A 23839-nucleotide genomic window follows, 5' to 3' on the forward strand; every position below is an offset into this window, starting at 1 on the left:
TGTTCCCGGATATTAAACCAGCGAGCGTATCGTCAGTAGAACGTGTCAGCGCAGTCATACACGACGCCGTGCTCCGGACAGACGTACTTGCAGTGGCGGTGGTACATTGCCCGTTCGCAGAGCGGGCAGGGCCGACCACCGGGCTGCTCGTCCATGTTGCCATAGAAAACCGCCGCTCGCTTGTGTCTTCCGGAGTTTCGGAACGGAATCCGGACGAAATTGGAACAATCCCTTTTGCCGGGTAGGCCGTCGGTTCAGCCATGACTGACGACCTCCTCGACTCGCCCGGCGGCCGGCTGCTGGTTAGCGTTGCCGCCGCCGTCGCAGGCCTGGCGGGCTCCTACGCTGTGACCGGCTACGCACCCACATTCATCGCCTCGCCAATCGAACGGACGCTCGCGCGGTCGATGCCCGGCGTCGTCGTCTCGACTGCCATCTCGACGCTCGGTAGCCTCGGTCAGCAACTCAATCTCCTGCTCGCGATTGGCCTCGCGGGGCTGTTCATCGCGCTGGCGGCCAGAGCGGCCATCCTCACCGGCCAGTTGGCGAACAATCGCGCCCTCCCGGTCGTCGGAACGGCCGTCGTAACTTGGGCCGTGAGTGTCGTTCTCACCGGCGAGGTCGTCCTCGCGGCCGGTCCGGCGGTTCCCGCCGCTGCCGTGGTCGGCCTCGCGCAGGCGCTGGACGGACTCGGCGGTCCGATGACGCCCATCTCCTCGAAACGCCGTCGGGCCCTCTCGACCGTTGGCGCGGCCGTCGGTGCGGCAACAGTCGGCTACGCGGCCGGCAACCAACGATCGGTCGTCGCGACGGGTGACGATGCGCCCGCACTCAATGCGCCGGGGGCCGATCTCAACGATGTCGACGAAAAGCTCGCTGTCGCAGCGGACTACTCCCTAGGCCTCGACGACATAGATCCGCTAGTCAGCGAGAGCTTCTACGAGGTCGACATCAACTCCATCGATCCGGAACTCTCGGCCGCGGACTGGTCGCTCTCCATCACCGGCGCTGTCGAAGAGGAGGTCACGCTCACCTACGAGGACATCCTGGAGATGGACGCCGAAAACCGGTTTGTCACCCTCCGCTGTGTCGGTGAAAGTCTCAACGGCTACAAGACGGACACGGCACTGTGGACCGGCGTTCCCGTCGATAGTCTCCTCGACGAGGCTGGCATTCAGAGCGGTTGTGAGTGCGTCATGCTCCGGGCCGAGGACGACTACTACGAGGAGTTCCCAATCGACGCGCTCCGGGGCGGGATGCTCGCCTACGGCATGAACGGGAAGGTCCTCCCGCGCGGCCACGGCTACCCCGTCCGAGCACTGGTTCCCGGCCACTGGGGCGAGGTAAACGTCAAGTGGCTCTCGGAAATCGAGGTGCTGGACGAGGAGGCCGACGGCTACTGGGAGAAACGCGGTTGGCAGGGGACCGGCCCCGTGAATCCGGTCGCCAAACTCCATCACGAATCGACGCTTCCCGACGGCCGCCGGCGCATCGGCGGCCACGCCTACGCCGGCCTGCGCGGCGTCCAGCGCGTCGAAGTCTCCACCGACGGCGGCGAGACGTGGGCGGACGCAACGCTCTCGGACCAACTGCCGGCGGCCGACGGCGACGGCCCTGCCGAGGACGCGTGGCGGCAGTGGGAACACACCTACGACCCGCCGTCGGGCGGCCACACCGTCGTCGTCCGGATGGTCGACCAGCGCGGCGAGGTCCAGCCCGAGGAGGAGACCGACTCCTACCCCAGTGGTGCCTCGGGTTGGGTGTCGAAGCAGTACTCGTAGCCAGAGTAATCACCACGTCGTAGTCGCGCTACTGGTCGACTCGCGTCCTGAGCGACTCGTAGCCGCCCCTGTAGCTGAGGTAGTACGCGACCGGCAGCGTCACCACCAGTAGCGCTCCCAGAGAGAGTAGCTGCGTGTACGGATCGGGCGGCGTGAGGACGGTTGCGAGTGGCACGCCGATGAGTACCGCCGCCACGACCGTCACTGCGAACTGCACTGCTGCCGACCTGCTCATACCACCGGGAGATGGAGATGGCATAAATAGGTTCTTGTGCTGATATTTCTGTGGCGTATGGTCGAAGCGAGCGGCACATACCGCTGTAGTCGCTATCGTGGGTATGGACGAGACGATTGCGGGCGAGGTCATCCATGTCGTCCCGCCGGCCGACCACGAGGACTACGACTTCGAGCCCGAGATGGCGTCACTGGCGGACTCACGCTACGTCATCGTCTGCCGCAAGGGCGGCAAGCCGTCGTGGCTCGAACGGATCGCGGCCTTTCTGCGCCGCCAGCCTATCGAGCCGGTGACGCTCGTCGCGGACTCGGCGGCTGAGGAAGGCGCGGAAATCACGGCGGCTGTCGAGGAAACGACGATTACCGGCGTGTACAACGTCACGGAATTCCGGTAGCGGAACGCGGCGATACAGCACGAACGGAAAAGAAACGGTCTCAGGCGCGTCGAAACCCGAATCCGCGTATCAGGCGGTAGCGTTCAGCACTCGGACCAGCCACAGGACTCGCAGGTCTTGCAGCCCTCCGAGTAGTACAGCGACAGCGAGCCACAGTCAGGACACTCCGGGCTCTCGCCGGCGTCGATGATGTCCTGCTGGTCGCCACTCGTGTCGGATGCGGCGGCCGCGCCGCCGTCGGTCTGGGTCTTCGTGCTGGCCTCGGTCTCCCGGTCGGCCTTCTCCGCGGTCTCCTCCAGCGTGGTCTGGTCGGGGTAGGCCTTGTCGACGTCGCCGTCGAGGTAGCGACGCAGGGCCGTGCCGATGGCGTCCGGGATGGACTGGATCTGCTCGCCCTTGTCCCAGGCGACCTTCGGCGACCGGATGCCCTGCAGTTCGTCGGCGATCTCTTCGGGGTCGACGCCGGAGCGCAGTGCCGTCGAGATGGTCTTGGCCAGCGCCTCGGTGAACGAGGCGGTGAAGCCGCCGGAGTTGCCGATGTTGGCGAACAGCTCGAACGGCCGGTCGGCCTCGGGGTCCTCGTTGATGTTGACGTAGAGCTTCCCGTAGCCGGTGTCGATCCGCTGGGTCACGCCGTGGAGCACGTCCGGGCGGGTCTGCTTCTCGGCGTACTCGGCGTCCCCGTCGGCGACACCCAGCACCTGTTCGATGGAGTCGTCGATGGCAGCCTGGACGGCCTCGTCCTCGAGGAAGCCCTCGATGCCGCCGAAGACCTCCTCGATCTGGGCGACGATCTCGTCGGCGTCCATGTCCGAGAACTCGGTGTTCTGGGCACGCGTGGTCAGCACCTGTTTGCTGCGGGTGCCGTCGCGGTAGTAGGTGACGCCCTTGCCGCCGTGGTCGTAGATGTACTCGAACACTTCGGCGGCGTCTTCGGTGGTGGAGTCGTTCGGGGCGTTGACCGTCTTCGAGATAGCGGAGTCGACGCCTTCCTGACAGGCCACCTGGATACCCGCGTGCTGCTTCGCCGAGAGGTCGCCAGTGGTGACGAACAGTTCGCCGATAGCGTCGGGCACGGTCGTCAGCCCGTCGACGCCGTCGAACTCGTTGTTGGCCATCTGCTCCTGGGCCTCCTGTTTGACGGCCTCGACGTCGATGTCGTTGTCCTCCAGCGCGCGGAGGAAGTAGTCGTCGAACTCCACGAGCATCTCGTCGCCCTGCACGTCGTCGGAGACGTTCTTGTAGTAGGCGACGTTGTAGATCGGTTCACACCCGCCGGTGGTGTTGCCGATCATCGAGGTCGTCCCAGTCGGGGCGATGGTCGTGGTGTTGTGGTTGCGGATCGGGTAGCCGTCCGCCCAGTCCTCGGCGTCCTCGCCGGTCTGCTTCTCGAACCACTCGGGGTACTCCGTCGGGTCCGCGTACTTGGAGTTCTCCCACTCGGAGAAGACACCGCGTTCCTCGGCGAGTTCGTGGCTCGTGGCCTTGGACCCGTGGTTGATGTGCCGCATCGTCTGGCGGGCGATCTCGTTGGCCTCCTCGGTCCCGTAGGCGACGCCGAGCTGGATGTACAGCTGGGCGAGGCCCATGATACCGAGGCCGATCTTGCGCATCTCCCTGACTTTCTCCTCGATCTTCTCGACCGGGAAGTCGGACATCGTGACGACGTTTTCGAGGAAGCGGGTGCCGAGCTCGATGCGTCGGTCGAACTCGTCCCAGTCGATGGCGTCCTCGAGGAACGCGTCGATGGCTGCCTCCATCGAATCGTACTCGTCGGCGTGGGCCTCCGACCAGACGCGCCAGTCTGGGGCGTCCGTGGCGGCCAGCGTCGAGAGGTTGATGTGCCCGAGGTTGCAGGCCTCGTACTCTTCGAGAGGCTGTTCGCCACACGGGTTCGTGGCGAGAATCTCGTGGTCGGGGTGCTCCTCCACGTCGAAGGAGTGCTGCTTGTTCACCCGTTCGAGGTAGATAACGCCGGGTTCGCCGTTCTCGTGGGCACCCTCGACGATGTCGTCCCAGAGTTCCTCGGCCGGAATCGAGAGCTCCTCGCCGACCTCGACGTGCTCGCCGAGGCCGAACATGTCGTACAGCTCCTTCGTCTCCTCGGTGACGATGTGGGCCTCGCCCGTTCGCGGGTTCGTGAAGGTGAACTCCTCACCGGCCTTCAGCGCCTCCATGAAGTCGTCGGTGACGCCGACGGAGATGTTGAAGTTCGAAAGGTGGCCCTCGACGGCGTTGCGGAGGTGCTTGGGGACCTTCCCGTCGTCGTCGATGAGGTCGCGGGCCTCCTCCAGGGCCTCGGCGAAGGAGTTGTGCGTGAAGTCGTCCGGGTCGTTCAGGCGCAGTGTCTCGGCCAGCGAGACGTCCTTGTTCTTGGCGTGGATGAACTGGATGACGTCCGGGTGGGAGACGCGCATGACGCCCATCTGTGCGCCACGGCGGGCGCCACCCTGGGCGATGGTCTCGCACATCTGATCGTAGGTCCGCATGAACGTGATGGGACCGGAGGCGATACCGCCAGTCGAGCCGACGGGGTCGCCGTACGGGCGGAGCTTCCAGAACGCATAGCCCATGCCACCGCCGGACTGGAAGACCTGTGCGGCCTCCTTGGCGGTCTGGTGGATGTCGTCGATGTCGTCACCCGGTGAGTCGACGAAACAGGCGGAAAGCTGCTGGAGTTCGTCGCCGGCGTTCATCAGCGTCGGCGAGTTCGGCATGAAGGAGAGCTGCTCCATCTGCTCCTGGAAGGCGTCGGCGGTCGATTCGACGTGGTCGCGGACGCCCTCGGGCAGTTCCGGCACGACCGTCTCGTAGGCGAACTTGTTGACGTTGTAGACAGAGAGTTCGGTCTCGACGTCGTCGTCGACCGACGTTCCTTTACCGAACACCTCGTCGGCGAGCTCGTCGCGGCGTGGGTGGTCGGGTTTTAGCTGGTCGGGTGAGACGTGTACATCGACGCCTTGCTTGTTGGCCTCGAACACGGCCTCGGCGAGCGCGATGTTCTTCGCGACGCGGTCGAAGAGGTCTTCGGGCTCCTCGATGAGGTCGCCGTTGGCATCCTTCCGGAGGTAGCGAGCCGGGAGAATGTTGTGGTAGGCGTTGCCTGTGAGTCGCTCTTCGATAGTATCACCCTCGGTACGTTTGATCGGGAGCGTGATCTCGTCGGCAGAAAGGTCGCTGTTACTCATCGCCCGCTCCTCCTCCCGACAGCGGCCGTCTGTCGGTCGATACCCCTCGTCGTAGCTACCCGTGATCCTGTCATTTCTGGCGGCGAATACGTATTCATCGATAGCGTTTAATCCTTCTTGTCTGCGATTCGGCGGCGGCCGTAGCGGTTTCCGGAGTCGCGGCTACGGTGCTCGACGAACTGTGCTGGTGACGCGTGAAACGATAGTCGCGTACAACGGAATAGATGCCGTCGATTCTCCTTAATACTGTCCAGACCGAGGTGAAAGTGAAAACCCGATCACGTGAACCGCCAGACGTGAGCGAGATATCCAGTAGAAACTGGCGGGGGTTTTGCGGGTAGCGATATACGCTTACTAACAATTCGTAGGGAGGGAGTAAGGGTGTGTCAGACACGCCGCCGTAGTGCGGTTTTGATAGAACCAGTCTATCAGTCCGTGCGGTGCCAGTCTCGTGTACTTGTGCTCTGTTCCGCCCTCGTCCCATCCGGGAGGATACCCGCTATCGAGTCCGCGGGCGGACTGGATGGGGTGCGAGAGGCGGGACGCTTACAGGCCTGTGGACCGAAGAAGCGTGCGTGCAGTACGACGGGCTCACCAAGGGAATCGCAGTGGTGTTCGGAGGCCTGACAGTCGTCCTGACAGCGGTGGGCCTCTTGATCAATCCCGCGGTGCTCTTTCTGGCGCTCATGTTCGGCGCGTCGACGTATTTCATGTACTACCACCTCAGCGGGAAGATGGCCGCGAGCCTCTACGAGCGGGTCGAGCGACAGGCGGCACAGAACACGGGGAACGCCCGTCGCGGTGGGTTCGGGGCCGGCCCACGGGAGGAGTGGGAACCGCCGCGGGACGGCCGCCGAGCGCGCCGCTCCCGAGCGACGCAGGGCGGCCAACGCCGCCGTCAGGGGCGACAGCGTCGCCAGGCAGCGGGCGGCCGGCAGCGCCGACAGCGCGTCCAGTCGTCGGGACCGAATCCGGCGGAGGCCTACAAGCGACTGGGCCTCGACCCGGGCGCCGACCAGAGCACAATCAAGCGGGCCTACCGGGAGAAAGTCAAAGAGGTCCATCCCGACACCGACAGCGGGAGCGAGACGGAGTTCAAGCAGGTGCAGGCGGCCTACGAGACGCTGACCGACGACTGACCGCAATTCCCATATACGCCGCTCCGAACCCGGAGGTATGGATAGCGATACGCCGCCGCTTATCGTTGATATCGACGGGACGCTAACCGACGAGAGCCGGGCGCTTGACCCTCGAGTTGTCCCGGTCCTCCGCGAGTGGCCCGAACGCGTCGTCATCGCCACCGGCAAGGCGATGCCGTTCCCGATTGCGCTCTGTGAGTTCCTCGGCATCGAGCGGACAGTCGTCGCCGAGAACGGCGGCGTAGTGTTCGTCGAGACCACCGACGAACTCAGGCTGGAGGGCGACCACGAGGCGGCGCTCGCGGTCGGTGAGGCCTATCGCGACCTGGGCCACGACATCGGCTTCGGACAGGTCGACTTGGCGAACCGGTGGCGCGAGACGGAACTCGTCGTGTCGCTCGACCAGCCGCTCGAACCCCTAGAGGAACTGGCTGCGGCGCGCGGGCTCGTCGTCCTCGACACCGGCTTCGCCTACCACGTGACGGACCCGGTCGTCGACAAGGGAACGGGCCTCGAAGCGGTGTGTTCTGAACTGGACCTCGCTCCGGAGTCGTTCCTCGCGGTCGGCGACTCGGCGAACGACGCCCAGATGTTCGACCTGGCCGGTGAGGCCGTGGCTGTCGCCAATGCTGACGAGACGGCACTCGAACGGGCCGACCGGGTGACGGACGCGAGCTATGGTGACGGATTTCTCGAAGCGGTCGCGCCGTACCGGGACTGACATCCCGTCACGCACGGCCACTAGCCGAGCCCTGATGTCGGTCGCCCTTCGACAACGGACTGATGCACTGGTTTCGGAAGGCGCGGTACGCGGTCGCCCTCTCGGTAATACTCCTCACCGGAGGCGGGTTCGCCACACAGGTTGGTGCCCACTCCACGCGGTACGTTGTAACGGTATACCTCCTCCTGGCTGGGATGTTTGTACTGACCGTGAGCATCGCGTATGCGGAGCAGTCGATGAGCGAGTGGCTCTCGTGAGGCGTGATTGTCGCCGGACACGCTGCACGGTCGCTACCCGATTGGCGAACAGGTGACGCCGTCGAGAGCACCAGTCACGCGGGGCGGCGTCACGCGACCGCGAACCCCGCGTGGCGGCTCAGTCCACGGACCGTGCTGGCCGCGTCCTCGCGTATAAATATCCGCCCGAGGTCTCCTGTGAGAGACACACTCAGCCACTGGATTCAGGAGGGCTCTGGAGCCGTAAATCCGGGGAAGGCTTATGTCTGCCCCACGGTAACGAGGGGATATGAGCCCCGACCGGGCTGTCCTCCGGCGCGCGCTTGACCGCGGCGAGCGGGAGGGCGGCAGCGTCGAGTTCAAAGAACGGCTCACCGAAGAGCTCCACCTCTCCGAGGGGCGACTCGAATCCCTCGCAGCGCAGCTCCGCCATCGCGTTCTCTCCGGGGACGGGGAGGCGACGTACGTCGTCGGCGTCACCGACGACGGCGGTCTGGCCGGCATCTCACCGGCGGAGTTCTCCGAGTCGATGGACGTACTCAGCCTGCTGGCAGAGGAAGCCGGTGCACACATTGAAGAGGTGAAAACGTGGGGCGTCGACGGCGTCTCGGAGAACGAGTCGACAGCCTCCGATGGCATCGTCGGTGTCGCGACCGTCTCGGAGGGATCGGTCCTCGCGGACGACGACCACATCGTCGTCGGAACCGCCGGCCACGTCGACCACGGCAAATCCACGCTCGTGGGGTCGCTGGTCACCGGCGACGCCGACGACGGCGAAGGCGGGACACGCGGCTTTCTGGATGTCCAGCCACACGAGGTCGAGCGAGGCCTCTCGGCGGACCTCTCCTACGGCGTCTACGGCTTCGATGAGGACGGCGAGCCGATCCGCATGGACAATCCGCACCGGAAGGACGACCGAGCGCGGGTCGTCGAAGCATCAGACCGGCTCGTTTCCTTCGTCGATACTGTGGGCCACGAGCCGTGGCTCCGGACGACGATCCGCGGCCTCGTCGGGCAGAAACTCGACTACGGCCTCCTGACCGTCGCGGCCGACGACGGGGTGACCGAGACGACGCGGGAACACCTCGGGATCCTGCTGGCGACGGACCTCCCGACGATTGTCGCCATCACCAAGACCGATCTGGTGGACGAGGAACGGGTCGCAGAAGTCGAACGCGACGTCGAACAGGCACTGCGAGAGGTCGACAAGACGCCACTTCGGGTCGAGCGCCACGGCGTCGACACGGCCATCGACGAAATCTCCGAGACCGTCGTTCCCGTCGTCACCACAAGCGCCGTCACGAAGGAGGGGCTGGACGACTTAGACGAGATGTTCGAGGCGCTGCCAAAGACCGCCGGGGAGGTGGGCGACTTCCGGATGTACGTCGACCGGACGTACAACGTCCAGGGGGTCGGTGCGGTCGCGTCGGGCACCATCAAGTCCGGCGAGGTCGAAGCCGGCGACGAACTGCTACTCGGCCCGATGCAGGACGGGAGCTTCCGCGAGGTCGAGGTCCGGTCCATCGAGATGCACTACCACCGGGTCGACGAGGCAAAGGCCGGTCGCATCGTCGGTATCGCGCTGAAGGGCGTCCGCGAGCAGGACATCGAGCGCGGGATGGTCCTGCTCCCGGCCGACGCTGACCCGTCGCCGGTCCGCGAGTTCGAGGCCGAGGTGATGGTGTTGAACCATCCGACCCGCATCGGTGACGGCTACGAACCCGTGGTCCACCTCGAGACAGTCAGCGAGGCCGCGGCCTTCTATCCGGAGGGCGGGCAGTTGCTTCCAGGCGACGCCGGCAAGGCCCGGGTTCGGTTCAAGTTCCGTTCCTACCTCGTCGAGGAAGGCCAGAAGTTCGTCTTCCGCGAGGGGAGTTCGAAGGGCGTCGGGACCGTCACCGACACCGACCCGGCAGAGTAGCGGCCCGTCGTTTCACTGCTGTTCGCTGTTTCCGGTTGATCGTCGGTAGCCGTCGTCCGTCTTCTCGGCAAGTCCGAACAGCACGGCCCACTCCAACAGATTCACGACGCGCTCCCGCCAGACGGCTTCCCAGTCAGCGTGACGCTCTCGCTCCCAGCGGGGAATCTCAGCCCGAAGGGCATCGAACGCATCATCAGTATCTACCGGCTCCGAATTGAGAGCGGCGAGGAGCACATCGACGCCGAAGACTGATTCTTCGAAGGCCGTCACGAGGTCCGCCCGGTCGGGGTCGGTCCTCGTCCTGTAGTAGCCCCGGTCGCTCTCGGCGACCAATCCCAGCGCCTGCAGGAACACCAGGTACTTCTGGGCCGTTTCGCGGTTGGACACGTCGGTTGCCGTCTGTATCGCCCGGCAACAGTCGGCCTCGCTGTCGGGGACGAGCGGAATCGCGTCTCTGGCAGTCTCCAGAAACGAGCGCGAGCGGGGCGGCGGCGCGACCTTGTAGCGCATACCCGATTACAGGCCGAAGCTCTCGGCTAACACGCCTTCGCTCGTCTCGCCGACGACATGCGTGTCGCCACCGACGACATCGATGGTGACCGCGGCGGGGCCGAACAGTTCGACGGGGAGCTCCGCGAAGTCCCAGTCCACGCCCTCGAAGACGCCCTCCAGTGGCTCGCCGTACTCTTCGGCTGCGACGGACGGGACCTCGTCGAAGCGGTCGAAGGACTCGTCGACAGTGAGGTGGACCTCGCTGCCGTAGGCGAGCGCGTCCGTGGTCCGGGCCATCGCAGTCGCTTCGTCGCCGGCGACCGGCGCGACCGGCGCGCGGCCGCTGGCCGACAGCACCGACACCGGGTCGAAGCCGAGTTCGGCAAGCCTGAAGACGGCCAGCTCGGCGGCCCGTGCTGCGGCGACGACACTCCCGGTGACACTCGCGGTTGCGAACGACGGCAGGAACACGCCGGTTTCGGGGACGCCGGTTCGCTCGGCAACCTGGCTCGCAACGTCCTCGTCCGGCAGTTCGTCGGTCTCCAGGGCCAGCACGGCGAAGTCGGCGTCCTCGCGGTAGCCGATACGCTGGAAGGCCTCCTCCTCGGCGACCAGCGCGCGTGCGGGACCGCTCCCGAGCGCCTGGAAGTCGTCGACGGCCAGTTCCCAGCCGCCCTTTTGTGAGCACAGCAGGGCCAGCGCCGGGTGGTCCGTCGACAGTTCGACGTGGTTCAGCGGTGCACCGTCGACGGTGGCCATCGTGGACTGCACCGTCGCCAGCCCGGCCGTCTGGATTTCCGCGAGCAGCATGCCGGCCTCGATAGCACCGGGAACCTCGACGCCGAAGTCCAGCACCGCGGCGTCGCCTTCCAGTGCGTGTACGTCTATCGTGAGCTCATCGGCGAAGTCGATGGCCTCGTCGACGAGTTCCGTGGCCATCCGATTGAGACTGTCCATACGCCGTCTTTGGTACCCTTCCCTTTAGTCTCCGCCTTCGGCCGCGTCGCTTCTGGCCGCCCGACCCAGGTGCTCCTCGACGGCGTCGACCTTGTCCCGCGCCTGCTGGTCGACGGTCCGCTTGTCGTCGATCTTCAGGAACGTGCTCACGCGGTCGGTCTGCTCGCCGACGGCCTCGTGTGCGGCGTGGGTGGCCGCGAACAGTTCCTCGCTGTCCTCCGCTTCGATGATGGTCCCCATCGGCGTCGTCTCGTAGTCGACGTCGAACGCCTCCAGCGCCGCGACGGCGTCGGCGACGTACGAGGACATGCTGCCTTCGATGACCGGTGCGACCGAGAGAAACCCTATGCAGGTCATATCGGTCTCCACGCGCGCCCGCGACCTAACCGCTGTGGTGCTCGCGTGCTGCTATCGCTGTCGGACTGGAGTAACGAAGCCGCCGCTGTTCGGAACGGTTACTCGCCTTCTTCGACTGGTGCCCCGCGAGCGTTCGTCTTCACGCTCTGGAGGCCCTGTTTGGCCTTCTGCTTGGAGGCGTAGCCCTGCCCGCAGTCGGCGATTATCTCCCCGTTGTCGTGGCGGAGCCGCCAGCGCGCCTTGTCCTCGCTGTCTTTGAACAGTTCGAACGTCGCTTTGCTGCCGCCCTCGTCGTCTGGCGCTTCATCGTCCGTGGACTCGTCGACGACGTACGCGCCGGGCGCGTTGTTTTTGACGCTCTGGAGGCCCTGTTTGGCCTTCTGCTTAGATGCGTACCCCTCGCCGCTGTCGGCGATGATGTTCCCGTTGTCGTGGACGAGTCGCCAGCGGTACTGCTCGGCGCTGTCTTCGTACACCTCGAAGGTCGCCTTGCTCGCGACGACATCGGTCTCGACCTCGCCCTCGGCTTCCTCCCACTGCATGTCGATTTCGAGGCTCACCGTTCCGTCCTCGCGTTCCACTTCGACCTCGAAGTCGGATTCGGCCGGCGGGTCGACTGTCACAGTCTGTTCCTCGTCAGCCGGCGCGGGCTCGCCGCGGCTGAGCCTGTTCGCCAATCGCCGGAAATACGACGCGATCCCTCTTCGACTCCGCGTTTCCTGTGACTCGTGGACCGTCTCGTCTGTCATGCAATCGCACTGACGATGGGACAACAAATAATGGTACTCCATACTCAGAGCGGCCCGGGTCTCGCTCAGAACAGCTGACCGAAATAACAGGGTCTCGGCTGGCACGATGCACCCTCTGGTGGACAGATATCCCGCGACGGCACGTAGTAGGTCGTCGAACCGGAACGACGACTGACGGTGTGTACGAAGGGCTACGCGACCCCATGCGACAGGTCCCTTCCAATTCGGGGCAGAGAAGTGCGCTGTGTGAATTCGCTGCTACTCGTCGGGCACTGACACTGTCGATTTCGATAGCATAACAACGAGTGGCACCTGTGGGACGAATCCGTCACGTGGGGCATCGCAGAATCAGAGAGAAATGTCGAAGCGTGCCCCGCCGTCGCGGCCCTCACCGATGGTGATTTCCCAGCCGTGGGCGGCGACGATGTCCGTGACAATAGAGAGTCCGAATCCGGACCCGCCGTTACTCGTCGTGTACCCGTGCTCAAGAACAGTCGTCCGGTCCTCTGGGGGGATGCCGCGGCCGTCATCTTCGATATAGAAGCCCGACAGCCCAGTTCCGTCCGCATCGTCGAGTGTGCCAACTCGAATAGTCAGCGGCGTGTCGTTGTGGTCGAACGCGTTCCGAAAGAGATTCTCGAAAACCTGTAGCAGGCGGTCACGGTCTGTCTCAATCACGACGTCTCTTGTAAGGTTCAGTTCGAGCGTCCCGCCGTCTGTCTGGGTGTGTTCCCACGCGTCCTCAGCGACGGCAGCGAGTGCGACCCGAGACAAGTCGGTGATGCTCTCGCCCACACGAGCGAGTGTCAGCAATTCGTCTATCATCGTTTCCATCCGGTCGAGGTTCCTCTCCATCGTCTCGACGTGCTCCGTGGGCGCATCATCTCGGACGAAATCGACTCTGGCCTTCGTAACCATCAACGGGTTCCGGAGGTCATGCGAGACGACGCTCGCGAACTGGTCCAGTTTCTCGTTGGACTGTTCGAGCTCTCGCTTCGTCTTTTTGAGTTTCTGCTCGTCGTGTTTCTGCTGTGTAATCTCTCTGGAGATGAACTGGACAGTGTTTGTGTCCCCAGTCTCGCTGAGCGGCGTGACAATGTTGTGAAAGTGACGTACCCCAATGGAATCCTGAAACGTCACCGCGCTCCCGGCGGTAATGGCGCGTTGGCCGTATTCGAGGCGGTCGGACGCTATTTCGGCCGGTAGTGCGTCCGACAACTGCGAGTCGATGAGTTCCGGACGCGTGGTATCGTGTGCCCGCGCCATCGACTTGTTCGCTGCACGGATTTGCCCATCGGTGGAGACCTCCACGATTTCGTCCGGTGTATTGTCGACCAGTTGCTCGTACTTCTGTTGTGCACGGTGTTGCCCGACAACGTTGCGTATCCGCGTGGCGAGCAACTGGAGTCGTTCCCCGTCTATGATTTTCTGCTTCTGAAGGTAATCATCGACACCGGTCCCGATTGCGTCACTGGCCACGTCCTCCCCACCTTGCCCGGTTAGTAGAATAAACGGTATGGCGAACTCCTCACTAACTTCCGTACACAGCTCCAGCCCGTCCATGCCTGGCATCTTGTAATCGCTGACGACACAGTCGACGCGCTGCTCCCGTAGCGATGCAAGCGCTTCCTGCCCTGTACTTGCCGTTTTGGTGGTGAAGCCGTGTGCGTCACTGAGCTTTTCGGACGCTATCTCGACAAAGAAATCACTGTCATCAACGACGAGTACACTGATATCCCCAGCAGAATCCATCTTACCCTCTAACTGGCTTGCAGACTGTTAACTGCCGGGTTTTGTTGCGGATAGATGATAGCTCTACACAGTGAAGACTCGGACGCACAGACGGTGAGGCCCACGAAACGGTGGTGGTCAAAATTGGTTGTGACAGACATTCGTTGAGGGCGTTGGGCGGAAAAACAGACCCTTATCCCCACTCGTTCGCGGCCGCGGCTCTTGCTCCGCTCAGGTTTCCGTAATTCAGATCCAAGGACGATCTCGGCTCAAAACGCGACTCGCTCCGCTCATCGGTTTGCGTCGGCAGAAATGCGCTGGCTGGGAGCGAGCAGTCGCGACGCGATTGCGAGTCACGACGGACGAAGTCCGTCGGTGTTTGAACCGGAGCCAGACGGTCGCCCTCACTCGCTACGCTCGTTGTGGGCGCTGCGACTGACAGGCTTCAAATCCAGTTCGACCTTACGACTCACAGTATACGAGCACACGTATGCGGTGCTCGGTGGAATTGTTCGTCGTAGAAATGCGCTGGCTGGGATTTGAACCGGAGCCAGACGTTCCCGCTCGCTCCCAGTGGTCGCTCGCGGGCTGCGACTGGCAGGGCTCAAATCCAGTGCGATTACACAGCATCCAGTACGCGGCGCGATAAAACGCGCCGCTCGGGAGTTTGGATGAAGAGAAATGCGCTGGCTGGGATTTGAACCCAGGTTGTGACCATGGCAAGGTCACGTGATACCAACTACACTACCAGCGCGCACTTCGTTTGCCCTGACCCTCGCGGCCGTCGGCCGCTCGGTACCAGCGCGCAACGCCTCGTTGCAATCAAATCTGGCGGGGGTGAGAGTAAAAAGCCTTCCGTTTTCCGGGGAAAACCGTGGGAAGTGAGGGCAATCGACGGCCCGTCTGAGAGGTGGATCATGTGATGGCGTCACGAGACATGGGCTTTCGGAAGCGGCAATCCAGCGAATGGGTGCATCGGTTCCGAACCGGCATGACGGACCATGTGAACGCGCCGCATCGCGATCACGAAACGGGGTCTTTTTAAGGCCGGGAAGGGGAGATATCGGCACAGTCTAGTGGCGCGACGTGGAAGCGTCACGGCATGACGACCAGCGTACTCGTGCCGTCTTCCCTCGCACGGGAAGCCGAAGACAGACGCGAGGCAACTCGCAAGCTCGGTTACGTGGCCCGCGCGGCCGCGGTCTACCGGGTTGATCGGCTGACAGTGTACCCCGACCCTGACGGGGCGGGCAAGTGGGAAGACGGGTTCGTCGAAACCGTGCTGCGGTACGCCGCGACGCCCCCGCACCTCCGAAAGGAGATGTGGGGTAAGCGGGACGAACTGGAGTACGTCGGCGTCCTGCCGCCGCTCCGCGTGCGTTCACAGACCGGCTCCGGATCTGAGGGTTCGGGGTCGTTAAGACAGGGAATCGTGACCGAGGTCGGAGCTGATGGGCGCGTCCGGGTCAATTGCGGCATGCAACACCCGATCTCCCTTCCCGTCCCAGCGGATATGGACGTGCAACAGGGGGAGCGCGTGACCGTCAGGGTCTCTTCGCGACGGCCGGTCCGGGCGAAACTCGTCGACGCCCCCACAACGGGGTTCGACGTTGTCGCCGCGGACCTCGATGCGGCACTCTCGCGCGACGATGCCGGGCTCACTATCGCGTCCTCGCGATACGGCGAGCCGGTAACGTCGACCCGTCTCGGCCAGTTGGCCGAGCGGCGCGACGCCGAGGGCGGCATGACCGTCGCCTTCGGGGCACCCGAGCGCGGGTTACCGTCGATACTCGACGTAGCCCCGGACGCCGTCGGGGGAGACCAGACGAGCGACGAACCAGAAGGGTTCGACCTCTGGCTGAATACGGTTCCGAACCAGGGCAGTGAGGTCGTGCGAACGGAAGAAGCTCTGTTCGCCTCCCTCACCTGTCTAACCCTCACGGAGTAAACGAATGCCACAACCAAGCAGACCACGCAAAGGCTCGCTGGGCTTCGGCCCGCGCAAGCGCTCGACGAGCGAGACGCCTCGCTTCAACAGCTGGCCGTCTGACGACGGGCAGCCGGGCGTCCAAGGGTTCGCCGGCTACAAGGCAGGCATGACACACGTCGTGCTCGTCAACGACGAACCCAACTCCCCCCGCGAGGGGATGGAGGAGACTGTCCCGGTGACAGTCATCGAGACGCCGCCGATGCGCGCCGTCGCCCTGCGAGCGTACGAAGACACGCCGTACGGTCAGCGTCCGCTGACGGAAGTCTGGACCGACGAGTTCCACTCGGAACTCGACCGGACCCTGGACGTTCCGGAGGACCACGACCCGGACGCTGCTGAGGAACAGGTACGCGACGCACTCGAGGCCGGTGACCTCGGGGACGTGCGACTCATTACGCACACCGTCCCCGACGCCGTCCCGAGCGTCCCGAAGAAAAAGCCCGACGTGATGGAGACTCGCGTCGGCGGTGGGTCCGTTTCGGACCGCCTCGACCACGCCCTCGACCTCGTCGAGGACGGTGGCGAGCACGCCATGAACGACATCTTCCGCGCCGGCGAGTACGCCGACGTGGCCGGTGTCACGAAAGGCAAAGGGACGCAGGGTCCCGTCAAGCGATGGGGCGTCCAGAAGCGGAAAGGCAAGCACGCCCGCCAGGGATGGCGTCGACGGATCGGCAACCTCGGTCCGTGGAACCCGTCCCGTGTGCGCTCGACGGTCCCCCAGCAGGGGCAGACCGGCTACCACCAGCGCACCGAGCTCAACAAGCGCCTCATCGACATCGGCGACGGCGACGAACCGACCGTCGACGGTGGCTTCGTCAACTACGGCGAAGTCGATGGGCCGTACACGCTCGTGAAGGGCTCCGTGCCCGGTCCGGACAAGCGCCTGGTGCGCTTCCGGCCCGCGGTGCGTCCGAACGACCAGCCGCGCCTCGACCCCGAGGTGCGCTACGTCTCCAACGAATCGAACCAGGGATAACCTATGCAGGCAACAATCTACGACCTGGACGGCAACACAGACGGCGAGGTCGACCTGCCGGACGTCTTCGAGACGCCGGTTCGGTCCGACCTCATCGGCAAAGCTGTACGTGCCGCACAGGCCAACCGAAAACAGGACTACGGATCCGACGAGTACGCCGGCCTCCGAACGCCGGCGGAGTCCTTCGGTAGCGGCCGCGGCCAGGCACACGTCCCGAAGCAGGACGGCCGTGCCCGCCGCGTCCCGCAGGCGGTCAAGGGGCGAAGCGCCCACCCGCCGAAAGCCGAGAAGGACCGCTCGCTCGACCTCAACGACAAGGAACGGCAGCTGGCCGTTCGCTCGGCGCTGGCCGCGACGGCCGACGCCGACCTCGTCGCCGACCGCGGCCACGAGTTCGACCGTGACGAAGTGCCCGTCGTCGTCTCCGACGACTTCGAGGACCTCGTCAAGACGCAGGAAGTCGTCTCGCTGCTGGAGGCGCTCGACGTCCACGCTGACATCGACCGCGCCGACGAGACGAAGATCAAGGCTGGGCAGGGCTCGGCCCGCGGACGGAAGTACCGTCGTCCCGCCTCGATCCTCTTCGTGACCAGCGACGAGCCGTCGAAGGCCGCCCGCAACCTCGCGGGAGCCGACGTGGCGACCGCAAGCGAGGTCAACACGGAAGACCTCGCGCCCGGCGGCGCGCCCGGTCGACTCACCGTCTTCACGGAATCCGCACTCGCGGAGGTGGCCGAGCGATGAGCTGGGATGTCATCAAACACCCACACGTCACCGAGAAGGCCATGAACGACATGGACTTCCAGAACAAGCTCCAGTTCGCCGTCGACGACCGCGCCTCCAAGGGCGACGTCGCCGACGCCGTCGAGGAGCAGTACGACGTGACAGTCGAACAGGTCAACACACAGAACACGATGGACGGCGAGAAGAAGGCCGTCGTTCGCCTCTCAGAGGACGACGACGCCCAAGAAGTCGCCTCCAGAATTGGGGTGTTCTAACGATGGGACGACGAATCCAAGGACAACGGCGCGGCCGCGGGACCTCCACGTTCCGTGCTCCGTCGCACCGTTACAAGGCTGATCTGGAGCACCGCAAGGTCGAGGACGGCGACGTCGTCGCCGGCACGGTCGTCGATATCGAGCACGACCCTGCCCGCTCGGCTCCGGTCGCCGCCGTCGAGTTCGAAGACGGCGACCGACGACTCATCCTCGCGCCGGAAGGCGTCGGGGTGGGTGACGAGCTACAGGTCGGCGTCAGCGCCGAGATCGCACCCGGGAACACGCTCCCGCTGGCGGAGATCCCAGAGGGGGTCCCGGTGTGCAACGTCGAATCCAGCCCCGGTGACGGTGGGAAGTTCGCCCGCGCGTCGGGTGTCAACGCCCAGCTGCTCACCCACGACCGCAACGTCGCGGTCGTCAAGCTCCCCTCCGGAGAGATGAAGCGGCTTGACCCGCAGTGTCGTGCCACCATCGGCGTCGTCGCCGGTGGCGGCCGAACTGACAAGCCGTTCGTGAAGGCTGGCAACAAGCATCACAAAATGAAGGCGCGAGGGACGAAGTGGCCCAACGTCCGCGGTGTGGCGATGAACGCCGTCGACCACCCGTTCGGTGGCGGCGGCCGCCAGCACCCCGGCAAGCCCAAGTCCATCTCGCGGAACGCCCCGCCAGGACGTAAGGTCGGGGACATCGCCTCGAAGCGAACTGGTCGAGGTGGCAACGAATGAGCTCAGAATATCAAATCGGCCACGAAGGAGAGTTCTCCTTCCGCGGCCACACGCTCGACGAGCTGCAGGAGATGGAGCTCGAGGAAGTCGCGGAACTGCTCCCCGCTCGACAGCGGCGAAGTATCGTACGCGGCCTGACCGAGGAGAAACACAAGCTCCTCGAAAAGGCCCGCGAGGCCGGCGAAGAGGAGACAGCCAACGACCCGATCCGGACGCACCTGCGCGACATGCCGGTGCTGCCGGAGATGGTCGGGCTGACCTTCGCCGTCCACGACGGCCAGAACTTCGAGCGTGTCAAAGTCGAGCCCGAGATGCTCGGCCACTACCTCGGTGAGTTCCAGCTCACCCGGAGTAGTGTCGAACACGGTCAGGCCGGTATCGGAGCGACACGCTCCTCGAAGTTCGTACCGCTCAAATAATCATGGGAATCAGTTACTCAGTCGAAGCCGACCCGGACACGACGGCCAAAGCGATGCTCCGGGAGCGGCAGATGAGCTTCAAGCACAGCAAGGCCATCGCCCGCGAGATCAAGGGCAAAACGGCCGGCGAGGCTGTCGACTACCTCGAGGCGGTTATCGAGGGCGACCAGCCCGTTCCGTTCAAACAGCACAACTCGGGCGTCGGCCACAAAAGCAAGGTCGACGGCTGGGACGCCGGACGCTACCCGGAGAAGGCCAGCAAGGCCTTCCTCGACCTGCTCGAGAACGCGGTCGGCAACGCCGACCACCAGGGCTTCGACGGTGAGGCCATGACCATCAAGCACGTCGCCGCCCACAAGGTCGGCGAGCAGCAGGGTCGCAAGCCCCGCGCGATGGGGCGTGCCTCGGCGTGGAACAGCCCGCAGGTCGACGTCGAACTCATCCTCGAAGAGCCGGAGGTCGAAGAATAATGGCCGACGAACAACAGTTCATCGAGGACGGACTCCAGCGGACCCAGATCGACGAGTTCTTCGCAGAGGAACTCGGTCGAGCCGGCTACGGCGGCATGGACGTCGCCAAGACGCCGATGGGGACCCAGATCGTGCTCAAAGCCGAGAAGCCAGGGATGGTCATCGGCAAGGGCGGGAAGAACATCCGGAAGATCACGACGGAACTCGAGGACCGATTCAACCTCGACGACCCGCAGGTCGACGTGCAGGAAGTCGACGAGCCGGACCTCAACGCCCGCATCGTCGCGGACCGACTGGCCAACGCACTCGAGCGTGGCTGGTACTTCCGCAAAGCGGGCCACACCACCATCGACCGTATCATGGAGTCGGGCGCGCTCGGCGCAGAGATCGTCCTCTCCGGCAAGGTCACGGGTGCACGCTCACGCGTGGAGAAGTTCAACCGCGGCTACGTCAAGCACAACGGCGAACCCGCAGAGGAGATCGTCGACAGCGGTGTCGGCGTCGCCGTGATGAAGCTCGGTACCATCGGGGTCCGAGTCAAGATCATCCCGCCGGACGCGGAGCTCCCCGACGACTTCGAGATCTACGAGGATGTCGACGTCGAGGACTACGTGGCCGACACCGACGGCGAGTCCGTCGAGGAACTCCTCGAAGGCGAGCCCGAAGACAGCGAGACGGCCGAGGAACTCGACGAAGACGTGGCCGCCGGGGCCGACGACGACTCCGAGGCTGACGAGGAGTTCGTCGACGAGGAGATCGTCGAGGAAGACGTCGAAGTCCCGACCGACGACGATGTCGAGGACGTCGACGTCGACGAACTCGAAGAGGCTGTCGACGAGGAACTCGACGAGGACGTCGAAGCCGAAGCCGAAGAGCTGATGGACGAAATGGACGACGAGGAGGCTGACGACGAATGACCGTCCTGCACGTCCAGGAGATTCGGGACATGACGCCCGCCGAGCGCGAGGCGGAACTCGACGACCTGAAGACCGAACTGCTGAACGCCCGGGCCGTGCAGGCCGCGGGTGGTGCACCGGAAAACCCCGGTCGCATCAAGGAGCTGCGGAAGGCCATCGCCCGCATCAAGACGATTCAGGGCGAAGAAGGCGACCTGCAGGAGAACGAATAATGCCACTGACACCCGAGACGCTCCCACGACACGAACTCGTCGGCCTCGACTGTGAGGTCGTCGCAGCGTCCAATCCGGACGCTGTCGGTATCAGCGGCACTGTCGTCATGGAGACGACACAGATGCTGACAATCGAGGGGGCCGACCGGGTGTGGCACGTGCCGAAGGACAGCGCGACCTTTTCGTTCGCCGTTGACGGACAGCGAGTCCGGGTCGACGGCGACCGACTCGTCGCGCGTCCCGCTCGTCGCACAGAGAACACAGGAGATTCACTATGGCGCTAGGACTGAACGTACAGGAACCGGAGGAAACCTGTGCCGATCAGAACTGCCCGTTCCACGGAGAGCTCTCCGTGCGCGGACAGACACTGAACGGCGAGGTAGCCTCCACTGACATGGAGAAGACCGTTGTCGTCGAGCGCGAGTACGACGTGAAGGTGCCGAAATACGACCGCTTCATGAAGCGGCGGAGCCGCGTTCCGGCTCACGCACCCGATTGTCTCGACCTCGCGGTCGGTGACACGGTCACGATAGCAGAGTGTCGACCGCTCTCGAAAACGAAAAGCCACGTCGTCGTCGGCGTGGTCGCCGACGAACAGGACGGTGATGCCTGATGGAAGCACTCGGTGCTGACGTCACGCAAGGCCTGGAGAAGGGCTCGCTCATCACGTGTGCGGACAACACGGGAGCGCGCGAACTCAAGGTCATTTCCGTCCACGGCTACTCGGGAACGAAGAACCGCCACCCCAAAGCTGGGCTGGGCGACAAGATCACGGTCTCGGTCACCAAGGGGACGCCCGAAATGCGTCGCCAGGTGCTCGAAGCCGTCGTCGTCCGCCAGCGAAAGCCGATCCGTCGACCCGACGGCACCCGCGTCAAGTTCGAAGACAACGCGGCCGTCATCGTCGACGAGAACGAGGACCCGCGCGGGACCGAGCTGAAAGGTCCCATCGCACGGGAAGTCGCACAGCGATTCGGCAGTGTGGCATCAGCAGCGACGATGATCGTATAGAACCATGAGCAAGCAACCAGACAAACAACGCAAGAGTCAACGACGTGCCCCGCTTCACGAGCGGCACAAGCAGGTCCGGGCGACGCTTTCGGCCGACCTCCGCGAGGAGTACGGCCAGCGCAACGTCCGCGTCAACGCTGGTGACACCGTCGAGGTGCTCCGCGGCGACTTCGCCGGCGAGGAAGGCGAAGTCCTCGAGGTCAATCTCGACAAGGCCGTCATCCACGTCGAAGACGTCACGCTCGAAAAGACGGACGGCGAGGAAGTCCCGCGACCGCTTGACACCTCGAACGTCCGCGTGACGGACCTGGACCTCGAAGACGAGAAGCGCGAGGCGCGTCTCGAATCGGAGGATGATTCCGCATGAGTAACCACCAGAAGCGACTCTCGGTGCCCAACAGTTGGCCCGTAGAGCGCAAGACCGCGACGTTTACGGTGAAAGCCGGCGCCGGCCCGCACGGTGAGGACGGGGTTCCCCTACTCATCGTTCTTCGGGACGTGCTCGGCTACGCCGACAACCGCAAAGAAGCCCGCTACGCCCTCAACGAGGACAACGTCCTCATCAACGGGAAGGCCATCTCCGACGAGGAACGCCCCGTCGGGATGTTCGACATCCTGGCCTTCACCGAGCGCGAGGAGTACTACCGCGTGTTCCCCGGCGAGGGTGGTCGGCTGGCGCTGACCGCAATCGACCCGGACGCGGCCCAGTCCAAGCTCGGCAAGATCGTCACTAAGACCCACGTCTCCGGTGGCGATGTTCAGCTTGGCCTCCACGACGGTGAGACGCTCATCGTCGAGGACGACCAGACCTACGACGCCGGTGACTCCATCGTCGTCGGCAACGAGGACGGCGAAATCGTGGCCCACTTCGAGTACGAAGAGGGCGCGCTCGTCACCGCCGTCGACGGCGCCCACGCGGGCGAAGTCGGCGAGATCGAGGAGATTCAGGTGACGCCGGGTTCGGCCCAGAACAACGTGATCGTCTCGCAGGACGAGGGCAGCGAGGCTTCGGACGAAGCCTCGGAAGGCGGCGAAGCCGCCGGTGGCTTCGAGACGGTCGAAGAGTACGTCGTCGTCATCGACGAGAACTTCACGGGTGATGACGAATGAGCTCCGAGAGTGAGTCCGGCGGCGACTTCCACGAGATGCGCGAACCGCGTATCGAGAAGGTCGTCGTTCACATGGGTATCGGCCACGGTGGCCGCGACCTCGCCAACGCGGAGGACATACTCGGGGAGATCACCGGGCAGACGCCGGTCCGAACGAAGGCCAAGCGGACTGTCGGCGAGTTCGACATCCGCGAGGGCGACCCTATCGGTGCGAAGGTCACCCTCCGCGACGAGATGGCCGAAGAGTTCCTCCAGACAGCGCTGCCGCTCGCCGAGCTGGCGACGAGCCAGTTCGACGACACCGGTAACTTCAGCTTCGGCGTCGAGGAACACACCGAGTTCCCGAGCCAGGAGTACGACCCGAGCATCGGAATCTACGGGCTGGACGTGACGGTCAACCTCGTCCGCCCCGGCTACCGCGTCGCCAAGCGCGACAAGGCGTCGCGTTCGATTCCGACGAAGCATCGACTCAACCCGGCGGACGCCGTCGCCTTCATCGAGTCGACCTACGACGTGGAGGTGAGCGAATGAGCGAAAGTGAAACCACAGAAGAGCCCGATTCCGAGACGGCATCCAGTGAGCGGACTGGCCAGCTCGAGTCCTGTCAGCGCTGCGGTCGCGAACAGGGACTCGTCGGCAAGTACGACATCTGGCTGTGCCGCCAGTGCTTCCGCGAGATTTCGCGGGGTATGGGCTTCAAGAAGTACAGCTAACAATGACAGGGAACGACCCATTTGCCAACGCACTGTCGGCGCTTAACAACGCCGAAAGCGTCGGGCACTTAGAGCAGACAGTATCGCCCGCTTCGAACGAGATCGGCAGCGTCCTCGAGGTCTTCTACGACCGCGGGTACATCGACGGATTCAGTTTCGTCGACGACGGCAAAGCCGGCGAGTTCGAAGTCGAACTGAAAGGAGCCATCAACGAGTGTGGCCCGGTCAAGCCCCGCTACTCCGCGGGCGCAGACGAGTTCGAGAAGTGGGAGAAGCGGTTCCTCCCCGCCCGTGACTACGGGACCCTCGTCGTCACGACCAGCCACGGCATCATGAGCCACTACGAGGCTCGTGAGCAGGGCGTCGGTGGCCAAGTCATCGCGTACGTATACTAA

At 64.4% G+C, this 23839-nt stretch carries 31 protein-coding genes and 1 tRNA gene; 23 read left to right on the forward strand and 9 right to left on the reverse strand.

Features of this window, described 5'->3' with window-relative positions:
• Positions 1-32 precede the first annotated feature (32 nt).
• Positions 33-155, reverse strand: a complete 123-nt coding sequence (locus ACOZ4H_RS06735; RefSeq protein WP_004591539.1) for an HVO_2523 family zinc finger protein — start codon at positions 153-155, stop codon at positions 33-35.
• Between the two features lie 105 nt (positions 156-260).
• Between ACOZ4H_RS06735 and ACOZ4H_RS06740 the strand changes: the two genes are divergently transcribed.
• Positions 261-1781: a sulfite oxidase gene (locus ACOZ4H_RS06740; protein WP_424328560.1), complete on the forward strand. Its 1521-nt coding sequence runs from the start codon at positions 261-263 to the stop codon at positions 1779-1781.
• Positions 1782-1809: 28 nt separating this feature from the next.
• Here the strand turns inward: ACOZ4H_RS06740 and ACOZ4H_RS06745 are convergent, their stop codons facing one another.
• Entirely contained in the window at positions 1810-2016 is a 207-nt protein-coding gene (locus ACOZ4H_RS06745) for a DUF7534 family protein (protein WP_424328561.1), read from the reverse strand.
• A gap of 103 nt (positions 2017-2119) precedes the next feature.
• Between ACOZ4H_RS06745 and ACOZ4H_RS06750 the strand changes: the two genes are divergently transcribed.
• Positions 2120-2410, forward strand: a complete 291-nt coding sequence (locus ACOZ4H_RS06750; RefSeq protein WP_424328562.1) for a DUF7526 family protein — start codon at positions 2120-2122, stop codon at positions 2408-2410.
• Positions 2411-2493: 83 nt separating this feature from the next.
• Here the strand turns inward: ACOZ4H_RS06750 and ACOZ4H_RS06755 are convergent, their stop codons facing one another.
• Positions 2494-5598 (reverse strand): adenosylcobalamin-dependent ribonucleoside-diphosphate reductase, encoded by a 3105-nt coding sequence (locus tag ACOZ4H_RS06755; RefSeq protein WP_424328563.1) that lies wholly within the window; start codon positions 5596-5598, stop codon positions 2494-2496.
• Between the two features lie 575 nt (positions 5599-6173).
• On the opposite strand from ACOZ4H_RS06755, the gene ACOZ4H_RS06760 reads away from it, so the two are divergent.
• The 4 genes from ACOZ4H_RS06760 to ACOZ4H_RS06775 all read left to right on the forward strand — a co-directional run bounded on the left by ACOZ4H_RS06760 (position 6174) and on the right by ACOZ4H_RS06775 (position 9615).
• Positions 6174-6737 (forward strand): DnaJ domain-containing protein, encoded by a 564-nt coding sequence (locus tag ACOZ4H_RS06760; protein WP_424328564.1) that lies wholly within the window; start codon positions 6174-6176, stop codon positions 6735-6737.
• Between the two features lie 37 nt (positions 6738-6774).
• The gene (locus ACOZ4H_RS06765) at positions 6775-7458 is read left to right on the forward strand and encodes a phosphoglycolate phosphatase (RefSeq protein WP_424328565.1); all 684 of its coding nucleotides are present in this window, start codon (positions 6775-6777) and stop codon (positions 7456-7458) included.
• Positions 7459-7520: 62 nt separating this feature from the next.
• Complete coding sequence (locus tag ACOZ4H_RS06770; protein WP_424328566.1) at positions 7521-7715, forward strand: hypothetical protein; 195 nt, start codon at positions 7521-7523, stop codon at positions 7713-7715.
• A 268-nt stretch (positions 7716-7983) separates the two neighbouring features.
• On the forward strand, positions 7984-9615 hold the full coding sequence (locus tag ACOZ4H_RS06775) for a GTPBP1 family GTP-binding protein (protein ID WP_424328567.1): 1632 nt from the start codon (positions 7984-7986) through the stop codon (positions 9613-9615).
• Positions 9616-9627: 12 nt separating this feature from the next.
• On the opposite strand, the gene ACOZ4H_RS06780 is transcribed toward ACOZ4H_RS06775, so the two are convergent.
• The 6 genes from ACOZ4H_RS06780 to ACOZ4H_RS06805 all read right to left on the reverse strand — a co-directional run bounded on the left by ACOZ4H_RS06780 (position 9628) and on the right by ACOZ4H_RS06805 (position 14655).
• Entirely contained in the window at positions 9628-10125 is a 498-nt protein-coding gene (locus ACOZ4H_RS06780) for a hypothetical protein (RefSeq protein WP_424328568.1), read from the reverse strand.
• Between the two features lie 6 nt (positions 10126-10131).
• Entirely contained in the window at positions 10132-11064 is a 933-nt protein-coding gene (gene mch / locus ACOZ4H_RS06785; RefSeq protein ID WP_424328569.1) for a methenyltetrahydromethanopterin cyclohydrolase, read from the reverse strand.
• 24 nt (positions 11065-11088) lie between these two features.
• Positions 11089-11421 carry an MTH1187 family thiamine-binding protein gene (locus ACOZ4H_RS06790; RefSeq protein WP_101350592.1) on the reverse strand — a complete coding sequence of 111 codons (333 nt, stop codon included), beginning with the start codon at positions 11419-11421 and terminating at the stop codon, positions 11089-11091.
• A gap of 98 nt (positions 11422-11519) precedes the next feature.
• Positions 11520-12170 carry an HVO_2922 family protein gene (locus ACOZ4H_RS06795; RefSeq protein WP_424328570.1) on the reverse strand — a complete coding sequence of 217 codons (651 nt, stop codon included), beginning with the start codon at positions 12168-12170 and terminating at the stop codon, positions 11520-11522.
• A 348-nt stretch (positions 12171-12518) separates the two neighbouring features.
• A complete protein-coding gene (locus ACOZ4H_RS06800; protein WP_424328571.1) occupies positions 12519-13922 on the reverse strand; it encodes a response regulator in 1404 nt (467 codons plus the stop codon).
• 661 nt (positions 13923-14583) lie between these two features.
• Positions 14584-14655 (reverse strand) — tRNA-Gly (locus tag ACOZ4H_RS06805).
• Between the two features lie 348 nt (positions 14656-15003).
• Here ACOZ4H_RS06805 and ACOZ4H_RS06810 point away from each other — a divergent pair.
• From ACOZ4H_RS06810 to ACOZ4H_RS06890, 17 genes are read left to right on the forward strand one after another with little or no spacing between them, the layout of a single operon-like run.
• Positions 15004-15849, forward strand: coding sequence for a putative RNA uridine N3 methyltransferase (locus ACOZ4H_RS06810; protein WP_424328572.1), 846 nt, complete (start codon positions 15004-15006; stop codon positions 15847-15849).
• A gap of 4 nt (positions 15850-15853) precedes the next feature.
• Entirely contained in the window at positions 15854-16870 is a 1017-nt protein-coding gene (gene rpl3p, locus ACOZ4H_RS06815) for a 50S ribosomal protein L3 (protein ID WP_008312890.1), read from the forward strand.
• A gap of 3 nt (positions 16871-16873) precedes the next feature.
• A complete protein-coding gene (gene rpl4p / locus ACOZ4H_RS06820; protein ID WP_191449875.1) occupies positions 16874-17614 on the forward strand; it encodes a 50S ribosomal protein L4 in 741 nt (246 codons plus the stop codon).
• The gene (locus ACOZ4H_RS06825) at positions 17611-17868 is read left to right on the forward strand and encodes a 50S ribosomal protein L23 (protein WP_424328573.1); all 258 of its coding nucleotides are present in this window, start codon (positions 17611-17613) and stop codon (positions 17866-17868) included. Before rpl4p ends, ACOZ4H_RS06825 begins: the two co-directional genes overlap by 4 nt.
• A 2-nt stretch (positions 17869-17870) precedes the next feature.
• A complete protein-coding gene (locus tag ACOZ4H_RS06830; protein ID WP_004516968.1) occupies positions 17871-18593 on the forward strand; it encodes a 50S ribosomal protein L2 in 723 nt (240 codons plus the stop codon).
• Positions 18590-19012 (forward strand): 30S ribosomal protein S19, encoded by a 423-nt coding sequence (locus tag ACOZ4H_RS06835; protein WP_121303385.1) that lies wholly within the window; start codon positions 18590-18592, stop codon positions 19010-19012. The genes ACOZ4H_RS06830 and ACOZ4H_RS06835 overlap by 4 nt, the downstream gene beginning before the upstream one ends.
• A 2-nt stretch (positions 19013-19014) precedes the next feature.
• Complete coding sequence (locus ACOZ4H_RS06840) at positions 19015-19482, forward strand: 50S ribosomal protein L22 (protein WP_424328574.1); 468 nt, start codon at positions 19015-19017, stop codon at positions 19480-19482.
• Entirely contained in the window at positions 19482-20399 is a 918-nt protein-coding gene (locus ACOZ4H_RS06845) for a 30S ribosomal protein S3 (RefSeq protein WP_424328575.1), read from the forward strand. Before ACOZ4H_RS06840 ends, ACOZ4H_RS06845 begins: the two co-directional genes overlap by 1 nt.
• Positions 20396-20611, forward strand: coding sequence for a 50S ribosomal protein L29 (rpmC, locus tag ACOZ4H_RS06850; protein WP_004516964.1), 216 nt, complete (start codon positions 20396-20398; stop codon positions 20609-20611). Before ACOZ4H_RS06845 ends, rpmC begins: the two co-directional genes overlap by 4 nt.
• Complete coding sequence (locus ACOZ4H_RS06855) at positions 20611-20895, forward strand: ribonuclease P protein component 1 (RefSeq protein WP_424328576.1); 285 nt, start codon at positions 20611-20613, stop codon at positions 20893-20895. Before rpmC ends, ACOZ4H_RS06855 begins: the two co-directional genes overlap by 1 nt.
• Entirely contained in the window at positions 20886-21224 is a 339-nt protein-coding gene (locus tag ACOZ4H_RS06860) for a 30S ribosomal protein S17 (RefSeq protein ID WP_004591559.1), read from the forward strand. Before ACOZ4H_RS06855 ends, ACOZ4H_RS06860 begins: the two co-directional genes overlap by 10 nt.
• A complete protein-coding gene (locus ACOZ4H_RS06865) occupies positions 21224-21622 on the forward strand; it encodes a 50S ribosomal protein L14 (RefSeq protein WP_004516961.1) in 399 nt (132 codons plus the stop codon). The genes ACOZ4H_RS06860 and ACOZ4H_RS06865 overlap by 1 nt, the downstream gene beginning before the upstream one ends.
• 4 nt (positions 21623-21626) lie before the next feature.
• Complete coding sequence (gene rplX, locus ACOZ4H_RS06870; RefSeq protein WP_014040872.1) at positions 21627-21989, forward strand: 50S ribosomal protein L24; 363 nt, start codon at positions 21627-21629, stop codon at positions 21987-21989.
• Positions 21986-22732 (forward strand): 30S ribosomal protein S4e, encoded by a 747-nt coding sequence (locus ACOZ4H_RS06875; protein WP_424328577.1) that lies wholly within the window; start codon positions 21986-21988, stop codon positions 22730-22732. Before rplX ends, ACOZ4H_RS06875 begins: the two co-directional genes overlap by 4 nt.
• Positions 22729-23262, forward strand: a complete 534-nt coding sequence (locus ACOZ4H_RS06880) for a 50S ribosomal protein L5 (RefSeq protein WP_004591562.1) — start codon at positions 22729-22731, stop codon at positions 23260-23262. The genes ACOZ4H_RS06875 and ACOZ4H_RS06880 overlap by 4 nt, the downstream gene beginning before the upstream one ends.
• On the forward strand, positions 23259-23444 hold the full coding sequence (locus ACOZ4H_RS06885) for a 30S ribosomal protein S14 (RefSeq protein ID WP_424328578.1): 186 nt from the start codon (positions 23259-23261) through the stop codon (positions 23442-23444). Before ACOZ4H_RS06880 ends, ACOZ4H_RS06885 begins: the two co-directional genes overlap by 4 nt.
• 2 nt (positions 23445-23446) lie before the next feature.
• The gene (locus ACOZ4H_RS06890) at positions 23447-23839 is read left to right on the forward strand and encodes a 30S ribosomal protein S8 (RefSeq protein WP_004516956.1); all 393 of its coding nucleotides are present in this window, start codon (positions 23447-23449) and stop codon (positions 23837-23839) included.

It is taken from the genome of Haloarcula amylolytica (assembly GCF_049705545.1).
In the GTDB taxonomy this organism is placed as follows: Archaea; Halobacteriota; Halobacteria; order Halobacteriales; family Haloarculaceae; genus Haloarcula; species Haloarcula amylolytica_B.

Excerpts from the sequence above, each read along its gene's own strand:
- ACOZ4H_RS06735 (WP_004591539.1), bottom strand. The coding sequence starts at position 155 with ATGGACGAGCAGCCCGGTGGTCGGCCCTGCCCGCTCTGCGAACGGGCA.
- ACOZ4H_RS06740 (WP_424328560.1), top strand. The coding sequence starts at position 261 with ATGACTGACGACCTCCTCGACTCGCCCGGCGGCCGGCTGCTGGTTAGC.
- ACOZ4H_RS06745 (WP_424328561.1), bottom strand. The coding sequence starts at position 2,016 with ATGAGCAGGTCGGCAGCAGTGCAGTTCGCAGTGACGGTCGTGGCGGCG.
- ACOZ4H_RS06750 (WP_424328562.1), top strand. The coding sequence starts at position 2,120 with ATGGACGAGACGATTGCGGGCGAGGTCATCCATGTCGTCCCGCCGGCC.
- ACOZ4H_RS06755 (WP_424328563.1), bottom strand. The coding sequence starts at position 5,598 with ATGAGTAACAGCGACCTTTCTGCCGACGAGATCACGCTCCCGATCAAA.
- ACOZ4H_RS06765 (WP_424328565.1), top strand. The coding sequence starts at position 6,775 with ATGGATAGCGATACGCCGCCGCTTATCGTTGATATCGACGGGACGCTA.
- ACOZ4H_RS06770 (WP_424328566.1), top strand. The coding sequence starts at position 7,521 with ATGCACTGGTTTCGGAAGGCGCGGTACGCGGTCGCCCTCTCGGTAATA.
- ACOZ4H_RS06775 (WP_424328567.1), top strand. The coding sequence starts at position 7,984 with ATGAGCCCCGACCGGGCTGTCCTCCGGCGCGCGCTTGACCGCGGCGAG.
- ACOZ4H_RS06780 (WP_424328568.1), bottom strand. The coding sequence starts at position 10,125 with ATGCGCTACAAGGTCGCGCCGCCGCCCCGCTCGCGCTCGTTTCTGGAG.
- mch (WP_424328569.1), bottom strand. The coding sequence starts at position 11,064 with ATGGACAGTCTCAATCGGATGGCCACGGAACTCGTCGACGAGGCCATC.
- ACOZ4H_RS06790 (WP_101350592.1), bottom strand. The coding sequence starts at position 11,421 with ATGACCTGCATAGGGTTTCTCTCGGTCGCACCGGTCATCGAAGGCAGC.
- ACOZ4H_RS06795 (WP_424328570.1), bottom strand. The coding sequence starts at position 12,170 with ATGACAGACGAGACGGTCCACGAGTCACAGGAAACGCGGAGTCGAAGA.
- ACOZ4H_RS06800 (WP_424328571.1), bottom strand. The coding sequence starts at position 13,922 with ATGGATTCTGCTGGGGATATCAGTGTACTCGTCGTTGATGACAGTGAT.
- ACOZ4H_RS06810 (WP_424328572.1), top strand. The coding sequence starts at position 15,004 with ATGACGACCAGCGTACTCGTGCCGTCTTCCCTCGCACGGGAAGCCGAA.
- rpl3p (WP_008312890.1), top strand. The coding sequence starts at position 15,854 with ATGCCACAACCAAGCAGACCACGCAAAGGCTCGCTGGGCTTCGGCCCG.
- rpl4p (WP_191449875.1), top strand. The coding sequence starts at position 16,874 with ATGCAGGCAACAATCTACGACCTGGACGGCAACACAGACGGCGAGGTC.
- ACOZ4H_RS06825 (WP_424328573.1), top strand. The coding sequence starts at position 17,611 with ATGAGCTGGGATGTCATCAAACACCCACACGTCACCGAGAAGGCCATG.
- ACOZ4H_RS06830 (WP_004516968.1), top strand. The coding sequence starts at position 17,871 with ATGGGACGACGAATCCAAGGACAACGGCGCGGCCGCGGGACCTCCACG.
- ACOZ4H_RS06835 (WP_121303385.1), top strand. The coding sequence starts at position 18,590 with ATGAGCTCAGAATATCAAATCGGCCACGAAGGAGAGTTCTCCTTCCGC.
- ACOZ4H_RS06840 (WP_424328574.1), top strand. The coding sequence starts at position 19,015 with ATGGGAATCAGTTACTCAGTCGAAGCCGACCCGGACACGACGGCCAAA.
- ACOZ4H_RS06845 (WP_424328575.1), top strand. The coding sequence starts at position 19,482 with ATGGCCGACGAACAACAGTTCATCGAGGACGGACTCCAGCGGACCCAG.
- rpmC (WP_004516964.1), top strand. The coding sequence starts at position 20,396 with ATGACCGTCCTGCACGTCCAGGAGATTCGGGACATGACGCCCGCCGAG.
- ACOZ4H_RS06855 (WP_424328576.1), top strand. The coding sequence starts at position 20,611 with ATGCCACTGACACCCGAGACGCTCCCACGACACGAACTCGTCGGCCTC.
- ACOZ4H_RS06860 (WP_004591559.1), top strand. The coding sequence starts at position 20,886 with ATGGCGCTAGGACTGAACGTACAGGAACCGGAGGAAACCTGTGCCGAT.
- ACOZ4H_RS06865 (WP_004516961.1), top strand. The coding sequence starts at position 21,224 with ATGGAAGCACTCGGTGCTGACGTCACGCAAGGCCTGGAGAAGGGCTCG.
- rplX (WP_014040872.1), top strand. The coding sequence starts at position 21,627 with ATGAGCAAGCAACCAGACAAACAACGCAAGAGTCAACGACGTGCCCCG.
- ACOZ4H_RS06875 (WP_424328577.1), top strand. The coding sequence starts at position 21,986 with ATGAGTAACCACCAGAAGCGACTCTCGGTGCCCAACAGTTGGCCCGTA.
- ACOZ4H_RS06880 (WP_004591562.1), top strand. The coding sequence starts at position 22,729 with ATGAGCTCCGAGAGTGAGTCCGGCGGCGACTTCCACGAGATGCGCGAA.
- ACOZ4H_RS06885 (WP_424328578.1), top strand. The coding sequence starts at position 23,259 with ATGAGCGAAAGTGAAACCACAGAAGAGCCCGATTCCGAGACGGCATCC.
- ACOZ4H_RS06890 (WP_004516956.1), top strand. The coding sequence starts at position 23,447 with ATGACAGGGAACGACCCATTTGCCAACGCACTGTCGGCGCTTAACAAC.